At 66.9% G+C, this 26,992-nt stretch carries 26 protein-coding genes; 20 read left to right on the top strand and 6 right to left on the bottom strand.

Annotated elements, in window-relative coordinates; genetic code table 11:
• Positions 1-7: 7 nt before the first annotated feature.
• The 10 genes from apaG to HZS63_RS04940 all read left to right on the top strand — a co-directional run bounded on the left by apaG (position 8) and on the right by HZS63_RS04940 (position 8,668).
• Positions 8-397 carry a Co2+/Mg2+ efflux protein ApaG gene (apaG, locus tag HZS63_RS04985; RefSeq protein ID WP_180682956.1) on the top strand — a complete coding sequence of 130 codons (390 nt, stop codon included), beginning with the start codon at positions 8-10 and terminating at the stop codon, positions 395-397.
• Positions 397-1,389 carry a thiamine-phosphate kinase gene (thiL, locus tag HZS63_RS04980; protein ID WP_180682955.1) on the top strand — a complete coding sequence of 331 codons (993 nt, stop codon included), beginning with the start codon at positions 397-399 and terminating at the stop codon, positions 1,387-1,389. The genes apaG and thiL overlap by 1 nt, the downstream gene beginning before the upstream one ends.
• Positions 1,390-1,436: 47 nt before the next feature.
• On the top strand, positions 1,437-2,327 hold the full coding sequence (locus HZS63_RS04975; protein WP_180682954.1) for an NUDIX hydrolase: 891 nt from the start codon (positions 1,437-1,439) through the stop codon (positions 2,325-2,327).
• Positions 2,324-2,842 carry a phosphatidylglycerophosphatase A family protein gene (locus HZS63_RS04970; RefSeq protein WP_180682953.1) on the top strand — a complete coding sequence of 173 codons (519 nt, stop codon included), beginning with the start codon at positions 2,324-2,326 and terminating at the stop codon, positions 2,840-2,842. Before HZS63_RS04975 ends, HZS63_RS04970 begins: the two co-directional genes overlap by 4 nt.
• A 7-nt stretch (positions 2,843-2,849) precedes the next feature.
• The gene (locus tag HZS63_RS04965; protein ID WP_180682952.1) at positions 2,850-3,344 is read left to right on the top strand and encodes a CinA family protein; all 495 of its coding nucleotides are present in this window, start codon (positions 2,850-2,852) and stop codon (positions 3,342-3,344) included.
• Between the two features lie 229 nt (positions 3,345-3,573).
• Complete coding sequence (locus HZS63_RS04960; RefSeq protein ID WP_180682951.1) at positions 3,574-4,590, top strand: sulfate ABC transporter substrate-binding protein; 1,017 nt, start codon at positions 3,574-3,576, stop codon at positions 4,588-4,590.
• 202 nt (positions 4,591-4,792) lie between these two features.
• Positions 4,793-5,791, top strand: a complete 999-nt coding sequence (locus tag HZS63_RS04955) for a sulfate ABC transporter substrate-binding protein (protein WP_180682950.1) — start codon at positions 4,793-4,795, stop codon at positions 5,789-5,791.
• A gap of 3 nt (positions 5,792-5,794) precedes the next feature.
• The gene (gene cysT, locus HZS63_RS04950) at positions 5,795-6,682 is read left to right on the top strand and encodes a sulfate ABC transporter permease subunit CysT (protein WP_180682949.1); all 888 of its coding nucleotides are present in this window, start codon (positions 5,795-5,797) and stop codon (positions 6,680-6,682) included.
• Positions 6,679-7,596 (top strand): sulfate ABC transporter permease subunit CysW, encoded by a 918-nt coding sequence (gene cysW / locus HZS63_RS04945; protein ID WP_180682948.1) that lies wholly within the window; start codon positions 6,679-6,681, stop codon positions 7,594-7,596. Before cysT ends, cysW begins: the two co-directional genes overlap by 4 nt.
• On the top strand, positions 7,586-8,668 hold the full coding sequence (locus tag HZS63_RS04940; protein ID WP_180682947.1) for a sulfate/molybdate ABC transporter ATP-binding protein: 1,083 nt from the start codon (positions 7,586-7,588) through the stop codon (positions 8,666-8,668). The genes cysW and HZS63_RS04940 overlap by 11 nt, the downstream gene beginning before the upstream one ends.
• A gap of 20 nt (positions 8,669-8,688) precedes the next feature.
• Here the strand turns inward: HZS63_RS04940 and HZS63_RS04935 are convergent, their stop codons facing one another.
• Positions 8,689-9,510 carry a YecA/YgfB family protein gene (locus HZS63_RS04935; protein WP_180682946.1) on the bottom strand — a complete coding sequence of 274 codons (822 nt, stop codon included), beginning with the start codon at positions 9,508-9,510 and terminating at the stop codon, positions 8,689-8,691.
• 214 nt (positions 9,511-9,724) lie between these two features.
• Here HZS63_RS04935 and HZS63_RS04930 point away from each other — a divergent pair, with 214 nt between their 5' ends.
• Positions 9,725-12,199 carry a Lon protease family protein gene (locus HZS63_RS04930; protein ID WP_180682945.1) on the top strand — a complete coding sequence of 825 codons (2,475 nt, stop codon included), beginning with the start codon at positions 9,725-9,727 and terminating at the stop codon, positions 12,197-12,199.
• Between the two features lie 9 nt (positions 12,200-12,208).
• Here the strand turns inward: HZS63_RS04930 and HZS63_RS04925 are convergent, their stop codons facing one another.
• Positions 12,209-13,120, bottom strand: a complete 912-nt coding sequence (locus HZS63_RS04925) for a LysR family transcriptional regulator (protein WP_180683155.1) — start codon at positions 13,118-13,120, stop codon at positions 12,209-12,211.
• A gap of 70 nt (positions 13,121-13,190) precedes the next feature.
• On the opposite strand from HZS63_RS04925, the gene HZS63_RS04920 reads away from it, so the two are divergent.
• Positions 13,191-15,272, top strand: coding sequence for a 3-hydroxyacyl-CoA dehydrogenase NAD-binding domain-containing protein (locus HZS63_RS04920; protein ID WP_246316168.1), 2,082 nt, complete (start codon positions 13,191-13,193; stop codon positions 15,270-15,272).
• A 63-nt stretch (positions 15,273-15,335) separates the two neighbouring features.
• Positions 15,336-16,538 carry a 3-oxoadipyl-CoA thiolase gene (gene pcaF / locus HZS63_RS04915; protein ID WP_180682944.1) on the top strand — a complete coding sequence of 401 codons (1,203 nt, stop codon included), beginning with the start codon at positions 15,336-15,338 and terminating at the stop codon, positions 16,536-16,538.
• A 7-nt stretch (positions 16,539-16,545) separates the two neighbouring features.
• On the opposite strand, the gene HZS63_RS04910 is transcribed toward pcaF, so the two are convergent.
• Positions 16,546-17,268 carry a GntR family transcriptional regulator gene (locus HZS63_RS04910; RefSeq protein ID WP_180682943.1) on the bottom strand — a complete coding sequence of 241 codons (723 nt, stop codon included), beginning with the start codon at positions 17,266-17,268 and terminating at the stop codon, positions 16,546-16,548.
• Between the two features lie 49 nt (positions 17,269-17,317).
• On the opposite strand from HZS63_RS04910, the gene HZS63_RS04905 reads away from it, so the two are divergent.
• From HZS63_RS04905 to HZS63_RS04885, 5 genes are all read left to right on the top strand, one after another.
• Positions 17,318-18,691 (top strand): Rieske 2Fe-2S domain-containing protein, encoded by a 1,374-nt coding sequence (locus HZS63_RS04905; protein WP_180682942.1) that lies wholly within the window; start codon positions 17,318-17,320, stop codon positions 18,689-18,691.
• On the top strand, positions 18,688-20,166 hold the full coding sequence (locus HZS63_RS04900; protein ID WP_180682941.1) for a glutamine synthetase family protein: 1,479 nt from the start codon (positions 18,688-18,690) through the stop codon (positions 20,164-20,166). The genes HZS63_RS04905 and HZS63_RS04900 overlap by 4 nt, the downstream gene beginning before the upstream one ends.
• On the top strand, positions 20,166-20,492 hold the full coding sequence (locus HZS63_RS04895; protein ID WP_180682940.1) for a 2Fe-2S iron-sulfur cluster-binding protein: 327 nt from the start codon (positions 20,166-20,168) through the stop codon (positions 20,490-20,492). The genes HZS63_RS04900 and HZS63_RS04895 overlap by 1 nt, the downstream gene beginning before the upstream one ends.
• Positions 20,493-20,501: 9 nt before the next feature.
• On the top strand, positions 20,502-21,686 hold the full coding sequence (locus tag HZS63_RS04890) for an MFS transporter (protein ID WP_180682939.1): 1,185 nt from the start codon (positions 20,502-20,504) through the stop codon (positions 21,684-21,686).
• 99 nt (positions 21,687-21,785) lie between these two features.
• Positions 21,786-22,166 (top strand): diacylglycerol kinase, encoded by a 381-nt coding sequence (locus HZS63_RS04885; protein ID WP_180682938.1) that lies wholly within the window; start codon positions 21,786-21,788, stop codon positions 22,164-22,166.
• A gap of 4 nt (positions 22,167-22,170) precedes the next feature.
• Here HZS63_RS04885 and HZS63_RS04880 read toward each other — a convergent pair whose 3' ends face one another.
• Genes HZS63_RS04880 through HZS63_RS04870 form a run of 3 tightly spaced genes read right to left on the bottom strand, consistent with a single transcriptional unit; the run spans position 22,171 to position 25,873 of the window.
• Positions 22,171-23,817 (bottom strand): phosphoethanolamine transferase, encoded by a 1,647-nt coding sequence (locus HZS63_RS04880; protein ID WP_246316167.1) that lies wholly within the window; start codon positions 23,815-23,817, stop codon positions 22,171-22,173.
• Positions 23,818-23,852: 35 nt separating this feature from the next.
• The gene (locus HZS63_RS04875; protein WP_180682937.1) at positions 23,853-25,205 is read right to left on the bottom strand and encodes a histidine kinase dimerization/phospho-acceptor domain-containing protein; all 1,353 of its coding nucleotides are present in this window, start codon (positions 25,203-25,205) and stop codon (positions 23,853-23,855) included.
• Positions 25,202-25,873 (bottom strand): response regulator, encoded by a 672-nt coding sequence (locus tag HZS63_RS04870; RefSeq protein ID WP_180682936.1) that lies wholly within the window; start codon positions 25,871-25,873, stop codon positions 25,202-25,204. The genes HZS63_RS04875 and HZS63_RS04870 overlap by 4 nt, the downstream gene beginning before the upstream one ends.
• A gap of 212 nt (positions 25,874-26,085) precedes the next feature.
• Here HZS63_RS04870 and HZS63_RS04865 point away from each other — a divergent pair, with 212 nt between their 5' ends.
• Together HZS63_RS04865 and HZS63_RS04860 are read left to right on the top strand one after the other, a co-directional pair.
• Positions 26,086-26,676 (top strand): phosphatase PAP2 family protein, encoded by a 591-nt coding sequence (locus HZS63_RS04865; RefSeq protein WP_246316166.1) that lies wholly within the window; start codon positions 26,086-26,088, stop codon positions 26,674-26,676.
• Positions 26,673-26,978: a high-potential iron-sulfur protein gene (locus HZS63_RS04860; RefSeq protein ID WP_180682935.1), complete on the top strand. Its 306-nt coding sequence runs from the start codon at positions 26,673-26,675 to the stop codon at positions 26,976-26,978. The genes HZS63_RS04865 and HZS63_RS04860 overlap by 4 nt, the downstream gene beginning before the upstream one ends.
• Positions 26,979-26,992: the final 14 nt, after the last annotated feature.

Below are 26,992 nucleotides of genomic sequence, written 5' to 3'. Positions count from 1 at the left end.
CCTGTCCATGCCCACCTACCAATTCATCTGCGAGGCGGTGCCACAGTACCTGCCCGAGGCATCGGACCCCGAGATCCCGCTGTACGTTTTCGCGTACACGATCACCATCCGCAACGTCGGTGACGTGGCGGCCCAGCTCATCGCCCGCCATTGGGAGATCGAAGATGCCCACGGGCGCGTCCAGGTGGTGGACGGACTGGGCGTGGTCGGACAACAACCGCTGCTGCAACCCGGGCAGGCGTTCCAATACAGCAGCAGCGCCCCGCTGCAAACACCGATGGGCATCATGAGCGGGCACTATTTCTGCGTGGCGGTGGATGGGCACCGCTTCGAAACCCCGGTGCCGCCCTTCGTGTTGCGCGCCGAGGGGCCGGCCGCCGGTGCATCGTGGCATTGATGGGCGAATTCGACCTGATCCGTCGCCATTTCCAGCATGCCCTGCGCCCGGCAGGCGTGACGTTGGGCAACGGGGACGACGCCGCCCTGCTCGCCCCCGCGCCCGGCTGCCAGTTGGCGGTGTCCACCGACATGCTGGTCGAGGGACGCCACTTCCTGCCGACGGTGGACCCGCGCGCCCTGGGCCACAAGGCCCTGGCGGTGAACCTGAGCGACCTGGCCGCCATGGGCGCGCGCCCCTTGGCCTGCACGCTGGCACTGGCCCTGCCCCGTGCCGACGATGCCTGGCTCTCGGCCTTCGCGAGCGGGCTGCTGGCGCTGGCCGACGCGCACGGCTGCGCGCTGGTGGGCGGCGACACCACGGCCGGCCCGCTCAACCTGTGCCTGACCGTGATGGGTGAAGTGCCCTGGGCTCAGGCCTTGCGGCGCGATGCGGCCCGCGTGGGCGACGATGTGTACGTCAGCGGCGCCTTGGGCGACGCACGGCTCGCGCTGGAGGTCTTCCGCGGTCGTTGCGAGGTGCCAGCGGCCGTGTTCGCCCGGGCCCGACGGCGCATGGAATGGCCCGAACCTCGCGTCGCGCTGGGGTTGGCACTGCGCGGCGTGGCCCATGCCTGTGCCGACGTGAGCGACGGGCTGCTGGGCGACCTTGGTCACATCCTGCGCGCGTCGGGCGTGGCAGCCCGCATCGACGCCGAAACCCTGATGCGCTCCGAGGCGGTGAGCGATGGCGTGCGCACGCTGGATGCGGCGCTGGCCTTGACCTGCGTGCTCGCCGGCGGCGACGACTACGAGCTGGTGTTCACCGCCCCGGCCTCGGCCCGCCAGGCCGTGGCACAGGCTGCACTCGAGGCCCGGATCGCCGTCACGCGGATCGGTGAGATCGTGCCGGCGCAGGACGGCGTCTGCACGGCACGGCTCGTCAACGCCGAGGGCGATCCCTTCCCCATCCCTGCCGGTGCCGCGCTCGCGGGCTTTGATCACTTCGCCTGACCCATCACCCGTCGCGGTGGTGTCAAAATCCCCCCATGAGTCACGACATGCCCTCTTCAGCGGCCGCCCGCCCTCCGGCCGACGACGCCCCACCCCGCGACGCCGCGTCGGTCGTGCTGCTGCGCGACGGCGCCCACGGCCTGGAGGTGCTGCTGCTGCGCCGGCACCAGAATTCCGGCGTGCTGGGCGGGCTGTATGTGTTCCCTGGTGGCAAGCTGGACGTGGCCGATACCGACGCCGGCTGGCGCGACGCCCTGGACCTGCCCCCAGACATCCTGCAGGCGCGGCTCAACGAGGCCGACACGCCGCTGCCGAAAGCCCAGGGCCTGCACGTGGCCGCCCTGCGCGAGCTCTACGAGGAAGCCGGCGTGCTGCTGGCGCTTCCTCCCCCGAGCCTGGAGCAGACCCAGACCCTGCACACGCGGCTGCAAGCGGATGAAGCGTGGCCGCAGGCCCTGCGCGGACTGAACCTGCGCGGCCACGTGTCTGCTCTGCTGCCATGGTCACGCTGGATCACGCCGCGCAACCCTCCCGTGGGCACGCCCCGCTTCGACACCCGCTTCTTTCTGGCGCTGCTGCCGGCGGGGCAAGAAGCCGCCCATGACGACCACGAAGCCGTTGAAAGCCTCTGGCTGACCCCGCGCGACGCTCTGCAACGGTACTGGCAACGTGAGATCGAACTGATCCCCCCCCAGCTCATGGCCCTGGCCCAGTTGGCCCGCCACGCCCGCGCCGCCGACGCCTGGCAGGAGGCGCTGTCCCGCCGGGCTCCCTGCATCCAGCCCGAGCACTTCATGGACGGCGAGGTGCGCGCCATGTGCTACCCCGGCGATCCGCTGCACCCGATCCCGGAACGCGCCCTGCCCGGCCCTACTCGGCTGCGCTTCGTACAGAAGCGGTTCGAGCCCTTCGACGGTTTCGAGGGCTGGTTTCGATGACGCAGCCCCCGCTCACCCAACCGGACACGCGCTTCCTGTTTGCGCGCCTGTCGCACCTGATCGCGCTGGGCTTCGGCTCGGGCCTGAGCCGCCGCGCGCCGGGTACCGTGGGCACGTTGTGGGGCTGGGCGCTGTTTCTGATCATCGATGCGCTGTTCCAACCCACCGACTGGGCCTGGGCCGCCCTCATCGGCGGGGGGCTGCTGGTGGGATGGTGGGCCAGTGTCGCCACGGTGCGTCGTTGCGGCATCGCCGATCCGGGATACATCGTGATCGACGAGATCGTGGCCTTCTGGCTGGTCCTGTGGCTGGCCATGCCCATGGGGCTGATGGGGCAGGCGGTGGCCTTCGGGCTGTTCCGCTTCTTCGACGCCGCCAAACCCGGCCCGGTGGCCTGGGCCGATCAGGCTTTCAAGGGCGATGGCTGGCGCGGGGGCTGGGGCATCATGTTCGACGACCTGGTGGCCGCGTTCTGCACCTTGCTGGTGATCGCTCTGTGGCGCTTCTGGTGGTGAGGCCCGAATGGATACGCTGGCGCCGGAACTGCTGCACTGCTGCGAACAGCTGGCCAACGCCCTGCGCCTGCGCGGCTGGATGCTGGCCACCGCCGAAAGCTGTACCGGGGGCTTGATCGCGGCCACCTGCACAGGCCTGAGCGGCTCCAGTGACTGGCTGGACCGGGGCTTCGTGACGTATTCCAACGCCGCCAAAACGGCCCAATTGGGTGTGCCTGAAGGCCTGATTGCGCGGCACGGCGCCGTCAGCGAAGCGGTGGCACGTGCCATGGCCGAAGGCGCGCTGCGCCATTCGCTGGCCCAGGTGAGCGTGGCCGTGACCGGGGTGGCCGGCCCCACCGGCGGCAGCCCCGACAAGCCGGTCGGCACCGTCTGGTTCGCCTGGGCCACACCCCAGGGCTTGACCGCCGAGCGGCAGGTCTTTGGGGGCGACCGCGACGCGGTTCGCACCGCCACCGTGCGGCATGCCTTGGCGGGCCTGCTGCGCCGTCTCGAGGTGTAACGCCACCCCTCTTCGTGGCGCGCAGGGCCCCGACGGCCCGGCCATAGCCTTGGCGCACGTTCAGGAGCGGTGGCCATGCGGCGGTCGGCTGTCCATCAGCGCCTGTGTACACTGGGGCTTTCTGCGCCGAATAGTTGGATTTGTTATTTTCAACTGAGTTTTTATTCGTTCCATGTTGATGGAACATTCGGGATGATGCGCTCCGTTCGTTCAACACCGTGGAGTTCACATGCATCGCCGACACGCCATCCAAACCCTCGCCGCCGCGTCCGCCCTGGCCACTCTGGGCCCTCTGGCCCATGCCCAGTCCAACCACATCACCCTGCTCAACGTGTCGTACGACCCGACGCGGGAACTGTACGTGGAATACAACGCCGCGTTCATCAAGCACTGGCGCGAGAAAACCGGGCAGAACGTGACCCTCCAGCAGTCGCATGGCGGCTCAGGCCGACAGGCCCGCTCCATCATCGACGGCCTGGCCGCCGACGTGGCCACGCTGGCGCTGGCTGCAGATACCGACGCCCTGCACACCAACGGCGGTTGGATTCCCAAAGACTGGCAGAAGCGACTGCCCCACAACAGCTCGCCCTATACCTCCACCATCGTGCTGGTGGTGCGTGCCGGCAACCCCAAGAACATCAAGGACTGGGATGACCTGATCCGCCCCGACGTCAAAGTCATCACCCCCAACCCCAAGACCTCGGGCGGCGCCCGCTGGAACTACCTGGCCGCGTGGGAGTATGCCAAGCGCAAGTATGGCGGCGACCAGAAGGCGCAGGAGTTCGTCAAAAAGGTGTACGAAAACGTGCCCATGCTGGACACGGGGGCGCGCGGTTCGTCCGTCACCTTTGCACAGCGCAACCAAGGCGATGTGTTCCTGAGCTGGGAAAACGAGGCCTACCTGCTGGACAAAGAATTCGGTAGCCGGGTGGATTTCGTGTACCCGTCGCTGTCGATTCTGGCCGAACCCGCCGTGACCGTGGTGGACCGCAATGTGGACCGCAAGGGCACACGCGCCGTGGCCCAGGCGTATCTGGAATACCTCTATACCGAAGAGGGGCAGGACATCATCGGCAAACACTTTTACCGCCCACGCTCGGAAAAGGCACATGCCAAATACGCCAAGCAGTTGCCCAAGCTGAACCTGTTCACCATCGATGAGGCCTTTGGCGGGTGGGACGAGGCCACCAAAGTGCATTTCGTCGATGGCGGCAAGTTCGACCAGATCTTCACGCGGCGCCTCTGAGGGCAACGCGCACGGGTTTGCAGTCGCTCCGCCCGGCTCGGAAGGCACAGCGATCCGGCCTCCGAGCCCGATGCGGCTGGCGGTGCCACGCCCCAGGTTTTATATGCACAAACCAAATAAAGAAAGAAAAACAAAGTAGTTTGGATTGTTTGGACTGTTTTCCACAATCATGCTCATCCTGTCACTCGATGTCCCGTTCTTCATGAAAACCACACTCCGTCAGGCGCTGGCCGTCATCGCCCTCACCGCCACCACCTGGGTGTCGGCCCAGACCACGCTGCTCAACGTGTCTTACGACGTGTCCCGCGAGTTCTACCGCGACTTCAACGCCGCCTTCATCGAGCATTACAAGAAAACCACCGGCAAAGACATCAAAATCGACCAGTCCCACGCAGGCTCCAGCGCGCAGGCCCGCGCGGTGGCCGATGGCTTGGCCGCCGACGTGGTGACCTTCAACACCACCACCGATGTGGATTTCCTGGCCGAGCGCGGGGTCGTGGCCAAGGATTGGCGCCAACGCTTCCCGCACAACGCCGCTCCCACCACCTCCACCATGCTGTTCCTGGTGCGCCAGGGCAATCCCAAGAACATCAAGGACTGGGACGACCTGGTCAAGCCTGGCGTACAGGTGGTGGTGGTCAACCCCAAGACCGGCGGCAACGGCCGCATGGCCTACCTGGCCGCCTGGGGCTATGTGCGCAGCAAGGGCGGTACCGACGCCGAGGCGCAGGCGTTCGTGAACAAGCTCTACCGCAACGTCCCGGTGCTGGCCCGCGGCGGGCGCGATGCCACCGGCATCTTCCTGCAGCGCAACATCGGCGACGTGCTGGTCACGTTCGAGTCGGAGGTGGTGTCGGTGGACAACGAATTCGGCAAGGGCCGGGTCGATGCCATCCACCCCAGCGCCTCGCTGCTGACCGAAAACCCCGTGGCCATCGTGGAGCGCACCGTCAGCCGCAAGGGCACGGCCGCCGAGGCCAAGGCCTACCTGGACTTCCTGTACAGCCCTGAAGGCCAGGAAATCGCCGCGAAGCACAACATCCGCCCCCGCGATCCGGCCGTGCTGGCGCGTTACGCCCAGGCGTTCAAGCCGATCCAGCTGTTCACGGTGGAAGACTACTTCGGCTCCCTGATGGAAGCGCAGCGCGTGCACTTCAACGACGGCGGCCTGTTCGACCAGATCTACACCCAGGGGCGTTGATCCATGTCGGCTGCTGCTTCCGCGCTGGCCGGGCCTGGAGCGCCCACCACGCCCGTGCGCCGGGGAAGTGCACGGGTGCTGCCGGGGTTCAACCTGACCCTCGGTTACACCCTGCTGTACCTCAGCCTGATCGTGCTCATCCCGCTGTCGGCCCTGCTGTTCAAGACGTTCACGCTCACCTGGGCCGATTTCTGGGCGGCGGTGTCGTCCCCCCGGGTGGTGGCCTCCTACAAGCTCACGTTCGGGGCTTCGTTGGCGGCGGCCCTGGTGAATGTGGTGTTCGGACTGCTGGTGGCCTGGGTGCTGGTGCGTTACACCTTTCCGGGCAAGAAGATCGTCGATGCGATGGTCGATCTGCCCTTTGCCCTGCCCACCGCCGTTGCCGGCATCTCCTTGACCGCACTGCTGGCCGGCAACGGCTGGATCGGTCGGTGGCTGGAGCCCTACGGCATTCAACTGGCGTTCAACCGCAATGGCGTCGTCATCGCGCTGATTTTCGTGACCCTGCCTTTCGTGGTGCGCACGGTGCAGCCGGTGCTGGAAGACGCCGAGCGCGAGCTGGAAGAAGCGGCCACCTGCCTGGGCGCCACCCGCTGGCAGACGTTCAGCCGCGTGATCCTGCCCACCATCCTGCCGGCCCTGCTCACGGGGTTTGCCCTGGCCTTCGCCCGCGCAGTGGGCGAGTACGGTTCGGTGGTGTTCATCGCGGGCAACATCCCCATGGTGTCGGAAATCACCCCCTTGATCATCATCGGCCGCCTGGAACAGTACGACTACGCGGGTGCCACGGCCGTGGCTTCCGTGATGCTGGGCATTTCGTTCGTCCTGCTGTTGATCATCAACGGCCTGCAGGCCTGGCAGCGCCAACGTGCGGCAGGGAATTCGCAATGAGCACCACCCTCACCAGAAGCGCCTCGCACGGCACCACCGAGGCGCCGTGGATACGCTACACCCTGACCGGGCTGGCCCTGGTCTTCATGCTGCTGTTTCTGGTGCTGCCGCTGGCCGCCGTTTTCACCGAGGCGCTGCGCCAAGGCTGGCAGGCCTATTGGGAGGCCCTCAAGGAGCCCGATGCCTGGTCGGCCATTCGCCTCACCCTGCTGGTGGCCGCGATCTCGGTGCCGCTGAACCTGGTGTTCGGCATCGCCGCCGCCTGGTGCGTGGCCAAGTACGAGTTCTGGGGCAAGTCCTTCCTCACGACTCTGATCGACCTGCCGTTTTCCGTGTCGCCCGTGGTGGCCGGCCTGATCTACGTGCTGGTGTTTGGGGCGCAAGGCTGGCTGGGCCCCTGGCTCATGGAGCATGACATCCGGATCATCTTTGCCGTGCCCGGCATCGTGCTCGCCACCTTGTTCATCACCTTCCCCTTCATCGCGCGGGAACTGATTCCGCTGATGCAGGCGCAGGGCAACGACGAAGAACAGGCCGCCATCGTGCTGGGCGCCACCGGCTGGCAGACCTTCTGGCGCGTGACGCTGCCCAACATCAAGTGGGGTCTGATCTATGGCGTGATCCTGTGCAATGCGCGCGCCATGGGCGAGTTCGGCGCGGTGTCGGTGGTGTCGGGACACATCCGTGGCCAGACCAACACCATGCCGCTGCACGTGGAGGTGCTGTACAACGAATACCAGTCGGTGGCGGCGTTTGCCGTGGCCTCGCTGCTGGCGTTGCTGGCGCTGGTCACACTGGCCATCAAGAGCTACGTGGAATGGCAGCATGAGCGCACGCTCAAAAGCGTTGCCGAACTGCCGCCGGAGCGGCCCACCCAACCCCACACCTCCGTGAGCATGAGCCATGAGCATTGAAATCCGCAACGTCAACAAGCACTTTGGCAGCTTTCACGCGCTGCGCAACGTGAACCTCGACATCGACTCGGGCGAGCTGCTGGCCCTGCTGGGCCCCTCGGGTTGCGGCAAGACCACGCTGCTGCGCATCATCGCCGGGTTGGAAACGCCGGACACGGGCAGCATCCTTTTCAGCGGCGCTGACACCACGGATGTGCATGTGCGCGACCGCAACGTGGGTTTCGTGTTCCAGCACTACGCGCTGTTCCGGCACATGACCGTGTTCGAGAACGTGGCCTTTGGCCTGCGGGTGAAACCGCGCGGCCAAAGGCCAAGCGAAGCGCAGATCCGGCAGAAGGTGACCGACCTGCTCAAGCTGGTGCAGCTCGACTGGATTGCCGACCGCTACCCGTCACAGCTCTCGGGCGGGCAGCGCCAGCGCATCGCCCTGGCGCGTGCCCTGGCGGTGGAACCCAAGGTGCTGTTGCTCGACGAGCCCTTCGGTGCGCTGGACGCCAAGGTGCGCAAGGAGCTGCGCCGCTGGCTGCGCCGTCTGCACGACGAGTTGCACGTGACCAGCATTTTCGTGACGCACGACCAGGAAGAAGCCCTGGAAGTGGCCGACCGCGTGGTGCTGATGAACCAGGGCAACATCGAACAGGTGGGCACACCGCAAGACGTGTGGGAACACCCCGCCAGCCCGTTCGTGTACGGCTTCCTCGGCGACGTGAACCTGTTCCATGGCCGGGCGCACGAAGGCCGGCTGCACCTGGAGGGCGTGGCCATCGACAGCCCCGAGCACGCTCAGGTCCGCGACGCCAAGGCCTACGCCTACGTCCGCCCGCACGACCTGGAAGTGGAACGCTATTCACCCGGTGCCACGGGCATCGTGGCCGAGCTGCAACGCGCCATCGTGGTCGGGCCGATTGCCCGGCTCGAATTGTGGCCCGAAGACCCGCAGCAGCCCGACGGCCACGACCCGCTGATCGAGGCGCAGATCCCGGCCGAACACTTCCGGGCTCTGGGCCTGAAAGAGGGCGAGAGGCTGGTGGTGTCGCCGCGCAAGGCGCGGGTGTTTCTCAGCCCGGCCTGATCGGTCTGTGGCGGAGGGGCTCAGGCCCCGCAGCACTTCTTGTACTTCTTGCCGGAGCCGCAAGGGCACGGGTCGTTGCGGCCCGGCTCTTCGGCCTTGCGCACGGTGTCCACACGCGGGCCCACGTGCTTCCAGGTGTCGCGCAGGTCGTACACCGCCCAGATGGCCTCGCCGTAGGCGTTCAGCCGCTCCTGGCTCACGCTGGGTGGGCTGTCGTCGCCGAACATGCGGATGGTGGGTTCGCCCTCGTCGTCCTCGGTCATGGCCACGATGCGTTCCATCGCGTCCTCCACCCAGCCGGCGGCTTCCTGGTCGCGCGGGGGCTGCCATTCTTCGGGCCACGTCTCGACGGCGTACATGAAACCCAGTGCCCACACCTGGGCGAAGGAGGGCAGGCTTTCACCGCCGAGCTGCTGCATCATCTCGGCGCGTTCGGCGTCATTCATGCTGGCGACGGCGCCGCGCAGGTCCATCACCTCGGGCGCGTAGCAGCGGTCATCGTCCAGCGACTCCACCGGGGCGTCCAGCGCGACCTGTACCTCGGCCCAGCGGCGTTGCCAGAGCTGGATGAACCGGTCGTGCTGTTCGGGGCTGGCAAACAGATGCGGCCCGAAGGTACCGGTCTCGGGGTCACTCAGCAGGGCGCCGAAGTATTCCTGGGGCGGGATGGCACGGCGGCAGCAGATGAGCGCCGCCATGAAGCCTTCGCAAAACTCCCATGAGGGAACTTCGTCCAGGCGCTCACGCAGGTCGTCGAGGATCTGGTCGAGGATGTCGAAATCGGTATCGCCCAACGGGTCGGTGGACAGAGGGGTGGGGATAGAGGTGGGGGTGGCAGACATGGGGTCTCTCGGACGATGATGCAGCCAGTGTAGCCGCCCCTTGGCGGCGCGGATCACCCGCTCCTCGAACCGCTGTGCAGGCTGACCTGTACGCGGCGACGGGTCAGCCTGCCCTCGGCGCTCATGATCGCCATGCAGGCTTCGATCGGCGAGCGCGGGCTGGACTGATCCGACGGCGGACAAACGGCGCTAGACTGGCTGCAAGATGACCGACATGCCAGACCCTTCTTTCCCCAAGCCTGCGCCTCCGTTGTGGGCCGTCGCCACGCGCCTGGCGCCTTCGGACCTGCGCTTGCGCGTCGATCCGGCCAGCCTGGGGTTCACCACCACGGCCGAACTGGCCCAGGAGCCCTTGCCCTGGATCGGGCAGGAGCGTGCCCACACGGCCGCCCGCTTCGGACTCGGCATCGACCAACCGGATTACCACCTCTTCGTGCTGGGTGACGTGGGCACGGGGCGTTCCACCCTGCTGCGGCAGGAAATGGAGGTCGCCGCCGCCCTGCGGCCGGTCCCGCCCGACCTGTGCTACCTGCACCACTTCGAAAGCCCTGAGCGGCCCCGCGCCCTGCGCCTGCCGGCGGGTCAGGGGCGCGAGCTGCGCCAGCTCATGCAGCAATTCATCCGGGTGCTGCAGACGGACATTCCCAAGCGTTTTTCGGAACCCGATTTCAAGGCCGAACTGGAGGCGCTGGAACGGCGCTATGCCGACCAGGAAGCCCAGGCCTATGCCGAGTTGTCGGCCTTCGCCGAGGCGCGCCACTTCGCGTTGCGACGCGACGGCGGCCAACTCATCTTCACCCTGGTCACGGCACAGGGCGACACGCTGTCGGCCGCAGACATGGCCGCACTGCCCAAGGAGGAGCGCGAACGCTACGACCAGGGCGAGCGCGAACTGCGCAGCGAAATCCTGCGCTTCCTGGAAACCACCGCGCCGCTGGAACGGGCCTTGCGCGAAGGGGTGATGGCCTTGCGCCGCCAGACCATCAAGCCGCTGGTGGAGCGCGAGATGCAGGCCATACGCCAGGGATTGAAGAAGCAGTTCAAGGACACGCGCAAGCTCGGCACCTGGCTCGATGAAGTGGCGCGCGACGTGCTCGACCATGTGGAGCTGTTCGAGGCCGGCGCGCCCGAGGACGAGGAGGAGCGCCGCGCGACGCTGGCCGAGCAGTTGGCGCGTTACCGTGTGAACCTGGTGGTGGACAACGCCAACGCCCAAGGGGCACCCGTGATCGTGGAAAACAATCCGCTGTACCGGCCGCTGTTCGGCAGCATCGAATACCACTCCGAGAACGACGTCCTCGTCACCGACTTCTCGCGCATCCGGGCGGGCAGTCTGCTCAAAGCACATGGGGGTTTCCTCATGCTGCATCTGCGCGACCTGCTGGCCGACGAACTGGTGTGGGAAAAGTTGCGCCGTTTCCTGCGCAGCGGCCGGCTGCAGATCGAGGAGCCCGGCACCATGTTCAGCGCCCTGGCCACCACGTCGCTCTCGCCCGAAGCGGTGGACGTGGACGTGAAGCTGGTGCTGATTGCCTCCAACGAGCACTACTACGCCCTGCAGGAAGGCGACCCCGAATTCACCCGGCACTTCCGCGTGAAGGTGGACTTTGCCGACGCCTTCCACGCCAGCGACGACACGCGCTACGCCACCGGCGTGTTCGTGGCGCACACCTGCCAGCGCCTGGGCCTGCCGCACTTCAGCGCCGCGGCGGTGGCCCGGCTGGTGGAAGACTCCCACCGCGAGGCCGAAGACCAGACCCGCCAGAGCGCGGCCTTTGCCCGCACCGAGGCGCTGGTGGTGGAAAGCGCGGCCATGGCACGGGCGCGCAACGCCCGCCTCGTCGAGCGGCACGACGTGGACGCCGCCTTGGCCGCGCGCAACCACCGCCACGACTACCCGGACCAGCGGCTGCGCGAAGCCATCCATGAAGGTGACCGGCTGATCGCCCTGGGCGGTGCCCGCGTCGGCCAGCTCAATGGGCTGACGGTGATCGACCTCGGCGACTACCGTTTCGGCCTGCCCATGCGGGTGGCCGCGCGCACGGTGGCCGGCTCCGAGGGGTTGCTCAACATCGAGCGCGAGGTGGAGCTCTCGGGGCCCATCCACGACAAGGCGGTGCTCATCCTGCACAGCTACCTGTCGGCGCTGTTCGGGCACATCGCGCCACTGGCCTTGTCGGCCTCCATCGTGTTCGAGCAGGAATACCACGGCGTGGAAGGCGATTCGGCCTCCTGTGCCGAGCTGTTCGCCCTGCTGTCCTCGCTGTCGGGCGTGCCGCTGAAGCAAGGCATTGCCGTGACGGGCGCGCTCAACGCCTTCGGCGAGGTGCTGCCCATCGGCGGGGTGAACGAGAAGATCGAAGGCTATTTCCGCGTCTGCCAGGCCGAAGGCCTGACCGGTGAACAGGGCGTGCTGATCCCCCACCGCAACCGGCGCCACCTCATGCTCAGCGACGAGGTGGTGGAGGCCGTGGCGCAGGGGCGCTTCCACATCCACACGGCCACGCACGCCGCCGAGGGCCTGGCCCTGCTGGCCGGTATGCCGGTGGGCACGCTGGTGCAGGCGCCGACCGGCGCCACGGCGTACCCGGCCGACACGCTGCTGGGCCGCGCCGAGGCGACGCTGCACGCCTACCGCCGCGCCTGTTTGCGAGCAGGCAATCCGCGGGCATGGCGACGCCCGGGTTGACGCCCGGGATCAGGCCGATTGCGGGTCCTGGGCCCAGCGCCGCGCGCGTTCGATGACGAAATCGATCAGCGTGCGCGTGGCCAGCGTCTGGTAACGGTCGGGCATGCGCAGCAGGTACAGCCGGGTGCCGAACAGGCTCAGACGCCAGTCGTCCAACGCGGTAACCACGCGGCCGGCCGCCACGTCGTCGGCCACCAGGTAGTCGGGCACCAGGCCCACACCCAGGCCGGCCAGCAAGGCCTCGTGGAGGAACTGGAAGTTCTCGGAAGCGAGCGTGGGCTGCAGCGCCAGCTCCTGGCGCTCCTCGCCCCGGTAGGCGGCCAGGCGCAGTTCGCGCCCCACCACGGTGGAGGTGATGATGGGAACCTCGCGCAGGGCCTCGGGCGAGTCCGGCATGCGGTGTTGCGCCGCATAGCCGGCCGAGGCGCAAGCCACGTGGCGCATCGGTGCGAGTTCGCGCGCCACCAGATTGGGGGGCGGCTCGCTCATCACCCGCACCGCCACGTCCACCTCGTCGCGCAACAGGTTGTCCACCCGGTTGTCGAACAACAGCTCCAGGGTGATGCTCGGGTACAGCCGCTTGAATTCGATCAGCCAGTTCGACATCACCACCTGGCCAAAACCAGTGGGCACGGCCAGCCGCACGTAGCCGTGCAGCCCCTCGGTGAGACTGGCCACCGACTCCTGCGCCGCCAGCAGTTCATCACGAATGGTGCGCCCGTGGCGGTACAGCCGCAGGCCGGCCTCCGTCGGCTCGATGCGCCGGGTAGTGCGGCGCACCAGTTGCACCCCCACCGCTTTCTCCAGCTGGCTGAGGTGATAGCTCACGTTGGCGCGACTCATGCGACGCTTGCGCGCGGCCTGGCTCAGCCCCCCGGCGTCCACGATGTCCACCAACAACAAGAGGGCAGCGACATCCAGCATTGTTCGATTTCGTTTGACGGTCTGTTTACTTCTTTTGGGATTGTCAAGGAAACCGTGAAAAGGAACAATGCCCGGACCCCTGTTCCTGTCCCAAACCATGACCTTCTACGCTTTGCAAGACGGCATCGCCGTCATCACCCTCCATCACCCGCCGGTCAACAGCCTCAGCCATGGACTGCGCAGCTTCATCGTGCAGGCGCTGGACGCGGCCGAAGCCGACCCCACTGTGCGAGGCATCGTGCTCACAGGGAACGACAAGGCCTTTTCCGCCGGGGCCGATGTGGCCGAACTGGGCACGCCCGCTCAACTGGCGGAACCCATCCTGCTGACGGTGCTGGCGCGCGTGGCGGCTTGCCGCAAGCCCGTGGTGGCGGCTTTGAGCGGCGTGGCGCTGGGCGGCGGCCTGGAGCTGGCCATGACCTGCCACGGCCGGGTGGCACTGGCCAGCGCCAAGGTGGGCCTGCCCGAAATCCATCTGGGCCTGATCCCTGGCTCCACCGGCACACAGCTGCTGCCGCGCCTGGTGGGCGTACCCAAGGCATTGGGCATGATGCTGACCGGCCAGCCGCAGACCGCCCAAGCATGGGCCGACAGCGGCCTGTTCGACCGGGTGGTGCCCGACGACGTGGTGGGCGCCGCCTGTGCACTCGCACGCGAGTGGGCCGATTCCGGCGCCCTGCCGGCGAGCACCCGCGAGCGCACGCTGGACAGCACCGCGGTGGCCGAACAGGTGGCGGCCGAGCGCGCCAAGCTCAGTGCCCGCCAGCGCCTGCAACCCGCCTATGGCGCGCTCATGGACGCAGTCGCTGGCTGTGCACTGCCATTCGCCGAAGGTGCGAAGCGCGAACGCGAGCTGTTCCTGCAACTGGTGTCCAGCCAAGCCGCGCAAGCGCTGCGGTACCAGTTCCAGGCCGAGCGCGAGGCCACCAAGCTGCCGCCCGACGTGCAGGCCACACCGCGCCCGGTCCGAACCGTGACCGTGATCGGCGCCGGCACCATGGGCGCGGGCATCGCCATCTGCGCGCTCGACGCCGGCCTGGACGTGCTGCTGCTGGAGCAAAACGACGAGGCGCTGGCGCGTGGCCAGCAGCGCGTGAGCGAGCACTACAGCGGCCGCGTGGCCGCCGGCAAGATGCAACCCGCCGTCGCCGCGGCCGCCCAGTCCCGCCTGACCCCCACCCTGGACTGGACGCAGCTGGCCCGCGCCGATCTGGTGATCGAAGCCGTCTTCGAAGACCTCGCCGTCAAGCAGGCGGTCTTCCAGCAGATCGACACCCACGCCCGCCCTGGCGCGGTGCTGGCCACCAACACCTCTTATCTCGACATCGACCAGATCGCCCAGGCCACGTCGCGACCGCAGGACGTGCTGGGCCTGCACTTCTTCAGCCCCGCCAACGTGATGAAGCTGCTGGAAGTGGTGCGTGGGGCCAAGACCGCACCCGACGTGCTGGCCACCGGCATGGCGCTGGGCAAGACGCTCAAGAAAATGCCCGTGCTGTGCGGCAACGCCTTCGGCTTCATCGGCAACCGCATCTACAACGCCTACCGCAACCAATGCGAGTTCATGTTGGAAGACGGCGCCTGGCCCGAAGATGTGGACAACGCGCTGACCGGCATGGGCTTTGCCATGGGCCCGTTTGCCGTGGCCGACCTCTCCGGCCTGGACATCGCCTGGCGCATGCGCAAGGCGCAGGCCGCCACGCGCGACCCGCGCGTGCGTTACGTGAGCATCCTCGACCGGCTGTGCGAACTGGGCCGCCTGGGCCGCAAGACCGGCGCCGGCTACTACAGCTATACCAACGGCCGACAGGCTCCGACCACCGATGCCACCGTGCGCGGCATCATCGAGCAGGCCAGTGCGGCGCGCGGCATCACCCGCCAGCCGCTGAGCGCCGAGCAGATCTGCCGCCGCGCCCTGCTGGCCATGGTGAACGAGGCCGCGCTGCTGCTGGCCGAAGGCGTGGCCGCCCGCGCCAGCGACATCGACGTGGTGCTGGTGCAGGGCTACGGCTTCCCGCGCTGGGAAGGGGGGCCGGTGTTCTGGGCCCGCCAGCAGGACCGTGCCGCCCTGGAGCGCGACCTGCAAGCCCTGGCGCAAGCCGCCGGCTTCGGCTTTCGCCTGGGCGACCTGGACACGCTACTGGCATGACGCCTGCATACACCCCGAGACCGGTAAGCTCAAACCTCGACACCCCATCCCTGGAGACCCTACATGAACCAAGCCTTCATCTGCGACGCCATCCGCACCCCCTTCGGCCGCTACGGCGGCGCGCTCTCCAGCGTGCGCACCGACGACCTCGGCGCCATCCCGCTGAAGGCGCTGATGACGCGCAACCCCAACGTCGACTGGGCTGCCGTGACCGACGTGATCTACGGTTGCGCCAACCAGGCCGGTGAAGACAACCGCAACGTCGCCCACATGAGCAGCCTGCTGGCGGGCCTGCCGCTGGAAGTCCCCGGCGTCACCGTCAATCGCCTGTGCGGCTCGGGGCTGGACGCCATCGGCACCGCTGCACGCGCCATCAAGGCAGGCGAAGCGGGCCTGATGATCGCCGGTGGCGTGGAAAGCATGAGCCGAGCCCCCTTCGTCATGCCCAAGGCCGAATCGGCCTTCAGCCGCGCCAACGCGGTCTATGACACCACCATCGGCTGGCGCTTCATCAACCCCCTCATGAAAGCCCAGTACGGCGTGGACTCCATGCCCGAAACCGCCGAGAACGTGGCCGCGGACTTCCACATCGAGCGCGAAGCGCAGGACTTGATGGCGCTCAACAGCCAGTCGCGGGCGCTGGCCGCCATCGAGGCCGGCCACCTGGCGCGCGAGATCTGCCCCGTCACCCTCCCGCAAAAAAAGGGCGACCCGGTGGTGGTGGACACCGACGAACACCCGCGCCAGACCAGCTTGGAAGCGCTGGCCAAGCTCAAGGGTGTGGTGCGCCCTGACGGTACGGTGACCGCTGGCAACGCCTCGGGCGTGAACGACGGTGCCTGCGCCCTCATCCTGGCCGACGAGGCCAGCGCCGCCAAGAACGGCCTCACCCCGAAGGCCCGCGTGGTGGGCATGGCCACCGCCGGTGTGGCGCCGCGCATCATGGGCATCGGTCCGGCCCCGGCCACGCAGAAGGTGCTGGCACAGACCGGCCTGACGCTGGAGCAGATGGACGTGATCGAACTCAACGAGGCTTTTGCCGCCCAAGGCCTGGCCGTGCTGCGCCTGCTCGGCCTCAAGGACGACGACCCCAGGGTCAATGCCTGGGGCGGCGCGATTGCGCTGGGCCACCCGCTGGGGGCTTCGGGCGCGCGACTGGCCACCACGGCCGTCAACCGCCTGCACACCACCGGCGGGCGTTATGCGCTGTGCACCATGTGCATCGGCGTGGGTCAGGGCATCGCGCTGGTGCTCGAACGGGTCTGAACCCGGTTCAGCCTCCCACCACCAGGCGGATCGCTGGCATCACCTGCTCCACCTCGCTGCGCCGGGCCAGTGCGAGCCGCAGATTGGTTTGTGCCACTTCGGTGTGCTCCACGGCCAGCGCCTGTGCCCGAGCCCCTTCACCACGCTTGAGGGCCTCCACCAGCATGTGGTGCTGGCGATGGGCGTAGAGCATCCAGTCGCGGTCGATGGCGAGCGAGCCCTGCATGGGCAGCATGGCCGAAGCCGGGGCGAACGGCAGCTTGTCGTTGAGCGCCACCGCCCGCTGCAAGGCCCGGTTGCCGCTCGCCTCCAGGATGAGGGCGTGCAAACGGTCGTTCATCACGGTATACCGCGCATAGTCGTCCATCGTCAGGGGGTTGTTCGCCAGCGCGGCATCTCCTTCGGCCAGGCAATCGTCCAGCTCGCGCGCCAGCTGCCGCGTCATCCCGTGCTCGGCCACCAGCCGGGCCGCCATGCCTTCCAGGTGGCCGCGCACCGCGATCGCGTCGGCCACCTCGCTCGCGGTAAAACGGCGCACGACATAGCCCCCGCTTTCGCTGACCTGCACCAGGCCTTCCTGCTCCAGCGCAGCCAGCGCTGCCCGCACCGGCGTGCGCGAGGCACCCAGCCGCTCGGCCACCTGCTGTTCGGCCAGTCGCTGGCCGGGTTCGAAATCGCCACGAAGTATGCCTTCGCGCAACTGCAGCAAAACGGTTTCTTGCACATTCATGGCAACAACTGTACACTGAAAAATCAGAACGGTATACAAAGGAGCCTCCATGAAAGCCGAACAGAACGAACTGCTCACCCGCATCGGGCCCGGCACCCCCTGTGGCGCCGTGCTGCGCCAGTACTGGCAGCCCGTGGCGCTGGCGGAGGAGTTCGACCCGGCATACGAGCCGCGCATGGCCGAACGGCCGCTGAAGGCGGTGCGCCTGCTGGGGCAGGACATGATCCTGTTCAAGGACGATCAGGGCCGATGGGGCCTGCTGGACCGCGACTGCCCACACCGCAATGCCGATTTGGCCTACGCCCGACACGAAGGCGACGGCGTGCGCTGCCCCTTCCACGGCTGGAAGTTCGACGCCACCGGCCAGTGCCTGGACACGCCGGCCGAGCCGTTGGGCAGCACCTTGTGCCAGCGGGTGCGCCAGCGCAGCTACCCGGTCATCGAGCAAAGCGGCGTGCTGTTCGCCTGGCTGGGAGAGGAAGGCCAGCAGCCCCCCTTCCCCCACTTCGATTGCTTCGCCGCGCCCGACACGCACGTGTTCGCCTTCAAGGGCATGTGGCACTGCAACTGGCTGCAGGCGTTCGAGGTCGGGATCGACCCGGCCCACACCTCCTTTCTGCACCGTTTCCTGAACGACGCGCCGCTGGAGGCGATCGGCGACAACGCGGCCGGCAAGCAGTTCCGCAGCGCCAGCATGGGCGAGGCCGATGGCCAACGCTGGCCCATGACGCGCATCATGCGCGAGTTCCATCGGCCCGACATCCGCTTCGAGCCGCGCCCCTGGGGGTTTCAGATCACCACCCTGCGCCCCATGACGGACGCGCTCACCCATGTGCGCGTCACGCACGAGGTCTTTCCCCACACCTTCGTCATCCCGCTGTCGGAAACGCTCACCATCACCCAGATGCACGTGCCGGTGGACGACACCCACACCTACTGGTACGCCTTCTTCACCAGCTTCGACAAGCCGGTGGACAAGGCCGCCATGCGCGCCCAGCGGGTGCAGTTCATCGAGCCACCCGCCTACCTGCCCAAGGCCGGCCGCCACAACCAGTGGGGCTTCAACCCGAAGGAGCAACGTGAGCAGACCTACCTGGGCATGGGCGAGGAAGACATCAACGTGCACGACCAGTGGGCGGTGGAAAGCATGGGCCCGATCCAGGACCGCACCCGCGAACACCTGGGCACGACCGACAAGGTCATCATGGCCAACCGGCGCCTGCTGCTGCAAGCGATCGAAACCGTACGGAGCGGCGGCAAGGCCCCCGGCATGGCCGACCCCGCACTCAACGCCCAGATGCAGGGCCCCGACACGGTGGACGGCATCGCACCAGCCAGCCAATGGGCCGAGTGGTGGCAGCAACAGGCGCGCGCCAAGCGCGAACGCGCGCCGTGGCAGGCCACAGTGAAAACCACCGCATGAGCGATTTCGCCACCCGTTGCGGCGTCCAGACGCCCGAGCGGCTGCAGGCTGGCGAGCGGTTGCTGCAAGCCATCGAAACCCAGGGTCTGGAGCAGGTGCGCGTGGCCTGGTGCGACCTCCACGGCTTCACCCGCAGCAAAGCACTCAGCGCTACCGCAGTGAAATCAGCCCTTCGATCCGGTGTGGGCATGGTGTCCACCCTGCTGCTCAAGGACACCTCGGACCGCACCGCCTGGCCGGTGTTCCAGCCCGGCGGCACCGACGGTTTGCCCGGTTTCGGTCAGGCCAACAACGTGCTGCTGCTGCCCGACCCGGCGAGCTTTCGCGTCCTGCCCTGGCGCGAGCGCACCGGCTGGCTGCAAGCCCAGGCCTGGTTTGCCGACGCCACTCCCGTGCCCTACGACAGCCGCCGCCTGCTGCAGCGCGCCCTCGACCGCCTGGCCGCGCACGGCTATGGCCTGCGCTGCGGGCTGGAGGTGGAGTTCCACATCTACCGCATCACCGGCACCGAGGCCCAGACCGACCCGCACCGCGCCGCCTGGCCCGGCGAGCCACCCGAGGTGGCCATGATCCATCCCGGCTACCAGCTGCTCTCCGAAACCTGGCTGGACCAGGTGGACGAGCCGCTGCGCATCGTGCAGCGCACCGCCCAGGCGCTGGGCCTGCCTTTGCTCTCGCTCGAAGCCGAAATGGGCCCGAGCCAGGTGGAGGCCGTGTTCGACGTGACCGACGCCCTCACCGCCGCCGACCAGATGGTGCTGTTCCGCAACGCGGTGAAGATGGCGCTGCGCGACGCCGGCTACCACGCCACCTTCATGTGCCGCCCGCCGTTTCCCAACATCATGTCCAGCGGTTGGCACCTGCACCAGTCGCTCAGCAGCCTCGCCACCGGCGCCAACGCCATGGTGCGAACTCAATCCATGGCCGGCAGCACTGCGCTGGATGCCCGCCACACCCTCTCAGACGTGGGCGCCCACTACCTGGCCGGGCTGCTGGAGCACGCGCGGGGCATGGCGGTGTTCTGCACCCCGACCGCCAACGGCTACGCCCGGTTCCGCCCCAACGCGCTGGCGCCACAGTCGGTGCAATGGGGGCGCGACAACCGGGGGGCCATGTTGCGCGTCATCGGCGGCGCGAACGACCCGGCCACCCGCATCGAAAACCGCATCGGCGAATCCGCCGCCAACCCCTACCTCTACCTGGCCGCGCAGATCGAAGCCGGGCTGGACGGCATCGAACGCCGGCTTGCCCCGCCCCGGGCCACCGAAGACCCCTACGGTGCCCAGACCACTCCCTTGCCCACCAGCCTGGGCGAAGCGCTCGACGCCCTGCACGCCGACACCGTGCTGGCCGAACGCATCGGCGCCGACTGGGTGGCCTACCTGACGCAGATCAAACGCCTCGAATGGCAGCGCTTTCGCGATGCCGACGACCCCGACGCCTTCCAGCGCCGCGAATACTTCAGCCGATTCTGATGATCACCGTCACCCTCGTTTCCCCCGCCACGGGCACCGAACGCACCATCGAAGCCCAGCCTGGCCAGAGCCTGATGCAGGCCGCCATCGCCGCCAACGCACCCGGCATCGAAGGCGACTGCGGCGGGCTGCTTACTTGCGCCACCTGCCATGTGTACGTGCGCGAGCCGTGGCTGGCGCACCTGCCGCCCCCAGTGGCCGACGAAGACAGCATGCTCGACTTCGTCGCCGCCGAACGGCGCCCGAACAGCCGGCTGAGCTGCCAGATCGCCCTCACGCCGGAACTGGACGGCCTCACGGTGGAGCTGCCCGCATCCCAGTACTAGAATCGCCGGATGTGGAAAACGCTGATCAGTCTGCCCCGCACCGTCTGGGTCATCGGGCTGATCAGCCTGGTGAACGACAGCGCCAGCGAACTGCTCTACCCCCTGATTCCCTTGTACCTGGCATCGGTGCTGATGGCCGGCCCCAAGGCGCTGGGGATCATCGAGGGCATAGCCGAAGCCACGGCCAGCCTGCTCAAGCTGTTTTCGGGTGTGGTGGTGGACAAGACCCGCCGCTCCAAGCCCTGGCTGGTGGTGGGCTATGCCCTGGCGGGGTTCGGCAGACCGTTGATGGCCTTTGCCGGTTCGTGGCAAGTGGTCCTGTTCATCCGCTTTGCCGACCGCGTGGGCAAGGGCCTGCGCACCTCCCCCAGAGATGCCTTGCTCGCCTCCAGTGTCGGGCCAGACCGCCGTGGTCTGGCTTTTGGCGTGCACCGCGCCATGGACAACGCGGGCGCGGTCGTTGGCCCCTTGCTGGCATTCGGTCTGTTGGCGGCAGGCGTGCCGCTGAAGGACATTTTTCTCTGGTCCATCGTCCCTGCCGTGATCTGCCTGGGCTTGGCCCTGAGCATCGAGGAACCCAGGCAAGCGGCTGCCTCCAGACCCCCGAAGTTCGACTGGCGGCTGCGCGACATGCCGCATGCCTTCAAGCACTTTCTGGTCGTGGTGCTGCTGTTCACGCTGGGGAATTCGTCCAACATGTTTTTGCTGCTGCGCGCCAGCGAGATGGGGGTGGCCGCTGCGTACATTCCGTTGCTCTGGGCTGCGGTGTCTTTCGTGGCGATGCTGTTTTCAGCCCCGTTGTCGGCGTTATCGGACCGGTTCGGGCGTGTCCGCCTGCTGATCGGTGGCTACCTGGCCTATGCCGGCGTTTACGCCGCACTCGGCTTTGCCTCGGTGAACCTGCCCATGTTGTTTGTATTGTTCGCCGCCTACGGCCTGTTCATGGCCGCCACCGAGGGCGTGGAAAAAGCGCTGGTGGCGGATCTGGCACCCGAGGAGCGCAGAGGCACCGCATTCGGCTGGTTCAACCTGGTTGCTGGTCTGGGCTTGCTGCCTGCATCCATCGTGTTCGGTTGGCTGTACCAGGAGTGGGCCCCCTGGGTGGCGTTTGGCTTCTCCGCCAGTTGCGCGGTGGCTGCGGCCGTGATGTTGTGCTTCATGCCCAGCCGATCAACCCCCACCACCCCCCAGTGACCAGCATCAACACGCCACGAGCCCCAGCGGCAGGCGGCAGGCTCACCCAGCGGCGGGTCACTTAATGAACGGCTAATGTCAGACCGCTACGATGTCGACATGACTTCGCCCTTACCCCCCAAACGACGCGGCCTCAGCCGCATCTGGCATGCCACCCGTTATTCGTTGAATGGGCTGCAGGCCGGCTGGCACGAGCCCGCCTTCCGCCAAGAACTGATACTGGGAGCGATCTTGCTGCCGACGGCCTGGGCTCTGGGTCGAGACTGGGTGGAAACGGCTCTGCTGATCGCCGTGCTGGTGCTGGTGCTGGTGGTCGAGCTGCTCAACACCGCCGTCGAGTCGGTGGTTGATCGCGTGGGCCCGGAATGGCATGCTTTGTCCAAGAGGGCGAAGGACATGGGCAGCGCAGCCGTGCTGCTCAGCCTGCTGTTGTGCGCAGGCGTTTGGCTGACGGCTGCGGCCCACCGCTGGCTGGCGTGAGCGCCTACCGTCTGCAGGCGGCGGTCAGGTCGAGCTCAGCCCGGTAAGCCTGGGTGCGAACCCGTGTCAGGCCCAAAACGGTGTGAAACAGATGGTCGTGTGAAGCGGGCTCGCGCGCTCTGGCCTCCAGGCAGGGTTGATCCAGTCGAATGGCGGATCGCATGGCGCCGTTCATCCACATCAGCATAGGCACATGGGTTTGTTCGTCCGGGGACATGGTATAGGGCATGCCGTGGAGGTAGAGGCCCTTTTCACCCAGCGATTCGCCATGATCCGACAGGTAGATCAGCATCACTGGGCGCGACTGCCCCTGAAGCCATTGGATGGTTTCGGCCACCACATGGTCGGTATAGCGAATCGTGTTGTCGTAGGTGTTCCGCAGCGATTCGGGGGAACATTCCTGCAGGTTCGTGGACGTGCATTCCGGCTGGAAGGGCTTGAAATTGGCCGGGGTGCGTTTGGAATAGGCCGGCCCGTGACTGCCCATCTGATGCAGCACCACCAGTGTGCCCAGGGCACGCTGCTGCGCGGGCAGCCCAGCGAGCTGATCCGGCAGCACCTTGAGCATCACTTCATCGAAGCATTCACCGCCACCGCACAGGCCCGCAATGTTCAACGAGGTGGTGCTGGTGTGAGGAATGCGGTCGCACACGCCCTTGCAGCCCGACTGGTTGTCGATCCACAGAGTCGCCAGGCCTGCGCGTTGCACCACGTCCAGAAGGTTTTCGCGGTTGGCACGGTTGTCGAAAGCCTTCCGATCCAGATCCGAGAACATGCAGGGCACCGACACCTGGGTGTTGGTGCCGCAAGACCGCACCTGGTCGAAATAGACCAATTCCCCCTTGTCCCGCAAGGCGGCCAGCCGCGGGGTGGTGTCCCGGGCATAGCCCGACAAGCCGAAGTTGGCCGCTCGGGCGGTTTCTCCGACGATCAGCACCACCAGAGGCGCAGCGGCAGCGTCCGCCGGTGGGTCCATGAGCTCGGCATCCAGCCCGATCGGCTGCAGGGGCTGCGCGACCCGAGTCGCCTGGGCCATCGAGTTCTTCGCCACGGCATAGGCCGTGTTGAAGGGGTTGATCATGTAGCGTACGGACTTGTGGTTGCGCATGGTCGATGACAGATCCTGAAAAGTCAACCACATCGACACCAGAGCCAGCAACAGCGCCAGCAGGGCCCATGCGCCTTGTTGCATGACCAGCCGGCCCGCTCCGACCCGTCGCACCGGCTGACGCCACCACCACCAGCCAGGGATGAGTACGCCCGCGGCCAGAAACACGAGCATGTCCGGGCTGAGCAGGTCGCGGACTTCGCGCGTGTCGGTGTGCAGGGCGTTGGCGACCATGGTCGGGTCGATCACCACGCCATAGCGCACCATGAAATAGCTCGCTGATGTGGACACGATCAGCAGCACGATGCCGGCCACCTTCAGCCACCGGGGCCATACACAGAGTGCAAGCACGCTCAGCGTGAAGGCCGCCAGGGCCAACCACCAGGCCGCCAGGATCAGGCCGCTGCGTACCCCCTGGTCTGGCAATAAATCGAACAGGTTGAACCACAGGGGGGCGTTGCCAACGCTGGCCAGCCAGAGGGCCAAAACGGCCAGCAGTGCGGTCGGATGCCAAGGATGTGAGGGACGGGGTGTCAAAATCATGGCCGCGAGTCTGTCCCACGACCGTTAGCGCAACATTAACGCGCATCGGATGCCGGCCAAGTGAGTGCAAAGCGCGTGCGAAACGGTGCCTGTGCCGTGTCGTGCTCGAGGACGGCTCCCTGTGCGTCAGCAATCCGCCTGACCAACGTCAAGCCAACGCCCATGCCGCTTCGCTCGGAACCCTCGGGCCGGAACACGCCATCGTCGCAAACCGACACGGCCCGCCGGCCATCAGGCAGCACCATCACGCTCAGTTCTACATGCGTGCCTCGGGGGTTGTGGCGCAGGGCGTTGTCGATCAGGTTGCGCAGGGCCAGCTCCAGCAGCGCGGCATGGCCGGGCACCTGCACCGCTTCATCGGGTATCTTCAGCGACAGCGTCTGCCCCCACTCGTGTGCCAGCCCCTGGTGCCGTGTGCAGACGTCTCTGGCCAGGGCACATAGGTCCACCACGCCTGCTTGAGCCATGCTCGATTGCTCGGCTCGCGCCAGCTCGAGCAACTGCGTCAGGATGTTCGCGGCTCGCAAGGCATCGGCTTCCAGCTGCTGGAGCGCCTGCTCTCTTTGCGCGGGGTCTTCGGCCAAGCGGGCAATGTGGGCCTGCAGCACCGCCGATGTCAGGGGAGTGCGCATTTCGTGCGCCACGTCGGCATTGAATTGGCGTTCCCTGGCCCATTGATGCTGCAACTGATCGACCAGGTGGTGTATGGCCTGCACCGTGGTCTCCAGCTCCACAAAAGCCTGCCGGCCCTCCAGTCGCTTGCCGGCTCTGACATCCAGTCCCGCCATATCGGCCGACAGCTGGTTCAGCGGCTTGAGGCCACGCCGGATGGCCCAGATCAGCAGCAGCGCCGTGAGCGGAAACAAGATGATCGCTGGCCTGACGATGTGTTCGGCCATGTCCAGGGCCAGCGCATGATGCCTCACGGTGTCGGTCATCACCGCCACCCGGCGCTTCCAGCCGGGCAAAGATGCATCGGTCGTCACGAACAGCCGCCAGGTCTGAACGTTGCCGTCGTTGGCCAACACCAGGGTGTGATGGCCATCCACCAAGGTCGGGGGCAGACGGGCGGCCATGTGGTGCGTGTCCCAGGTCAGGCGGTCGTTTTCCCAGGCCACCACATGCAGGTCACTGGCATAACGATCCTCCGACGAGGGTGGCCCGATGCGAGCCGGGGCGGGAAGCGATGGTGGGCCTACGCCCAAGGCCTTGATCCGCAACAGCAGTTCGGCCGCGGACTTCAGGTGCCCATCCGTGATTTCCTGGGCCTCGTGCAGGCCAGTGGTGTAGGCAATGCCGCCGAGGCCCGTCCATGTCAGCAGCACGACCAGCAGCGTCCACCCCCACAAATATCGCCACAGCCAGCGCCGCCGGCGCGTGGTGTTCATGCCACCTCTCCGGGCCGCGGCACAAAGTAGCCGACGCCGCGCACCGTTTTCAGGAGGTCGTTGCCGAGCTTGCGCCGCAGGTGGTGAATGTGCACGTCGAGTGCATTGCTTTCCAGCGGCTCGTCGAAACTGTAAAGCGCCTCTTCCAGCCTTTGCCGGGTGACGACCTGCCCGGCCGAGCGAACCAGCACCATGAGCAGATCGAATTCCTTGGCTCGCAGCATCACCGCGGTTCCCGCCCGATGAACCGTTCGGGCCGCCGGATCGATGCTGAGCTCGCCGTGGCGGATCGTCGGCTGGGCACGGCCCTCGCTGCGGCGCAGCGCCACGCGCATGCGGGCCAGCAGCTCTTCGGGAGCAAACGGCTTGACCAGGTAGTCGTCTGCTCCCTCATCGAGCCCCTGCACCCTGGCGGGCAACCCGTCACGGGCCGTCATGATCAGGACGGGCGTCGCATGTCCCTGCCGACGCAGCTGCCGCAACCAGTCGAGCCCATCCCCGTCCGGCATGCCGAGATCCAGCAGGATCAGATCGAAGCGTTCCGTCGCCAGGGCCGCCCGGGCGAGAGCCAGCGTGGGGGCCATGTCCACAGCGTAACCGGCCTGTTTCAGGGTCAGGCCGAGTCCATTCGCTATGCCGGGGTCGTCTTCGATGATCAGCACCCGCATCGGGTCTGCCTCCTGGAGGGGTCCATGCAAACGGTAGTGTAGGCGCGGGGGGCGACTTAACGTTCCATTAATGTTCGTGGCGTCCAATCCACCACATGTTACCTGCGTCAGCACCCACTGCGTGGCCGACCGTTTCGCGAGAATGGCGGTGGTTCCTGGCCTGTCTGTTTCTGACCCTGCTGTGGGATGTTTCCGGGCTTGACCAGGTGGTCATGTCATGGCTGGCGAGTGACACGGGCTTCCCCCTGCGGCACGCATTCTGGCTCGAAACAGTGTTGCACGACCGGGCCCGTCAGCTGTCCTACGCCATCCTTCTCATGGCAGTGATGTCGGCTCTGCTGCCTTGGGGGCCGATCCGGCACCTGTCACGCTTGCAACGTTTCGAAGCCATCAGCGGCTCGCTGCTGGCGTTGCTGGCCGTCAACCTGATGAAGAGCAGCAGTCAGACCAGCTGCCCGTGGGATCTGGAGGCATTTGGTGGCGTGGCACATTACGTCTCTCACTGGCAATGGTTCACCGCCGATGGCGGGCCCGGGCGCTGTTTTCCGGGCGGGCATGCCTCCACCGGCTTTGCATTCCTGGCGCTGGCTTGGCCCTGGTTGGAAAGCCCCCGCGCGGGGGATCGCCGGATAGGCCGCTGTGTGCTCGCCACCTTCGTCGTGGCGGGTGTGTTGTTCGGTGTGGCCCAGACCCTGCGAGGTGCCCATTACCCCAGCCATACCCTCTGGACGGCCCTGATCTGCTGGGCCGTGACCTGGGCTTGGCATCGGTCGTCGGTTTTTTTGATGGAGAAAGTGCAATGACTATGCAAAGACGTGTGTTCATGATGAATGTGGCTGCCACTTCGTGTGCAATGGCCTTGGCCTCTGTGGCGAAGGCGGCCGGCATGCCCATGGTCGCTGAAACCGATCCCATGGCGGTCAATCTCAACTACAAGGCCGATGCAACGCAAGTGAAGCATGCCAAGTACAAGGAAGGACAACAATGCAGCAACTGTGTGTTGTACCAAGGCAAGGCAACCGACGCCGCCGCAGCCTGTGGCATCTTCCCCGGCAAGCAGGTGGCCGGCAAAGGCTGGTGCACGGCCTACGCCAAGAAGGCCTGAGAGGGCTTTCTGGC

The sequence above is a fragment of the Tepidicella baoligensis genome (assembly GCF_013432195.1).
GTDB lineage: Bacteria > Pseudomonadota > Gammaproteobacteria > Burkholderiales > Burkholderiaceae_C > Tepidicella > Tepidicella baoligensis.
This window is presented reverse-complemented; position numbering and strand designations above follow the sequence as displayed.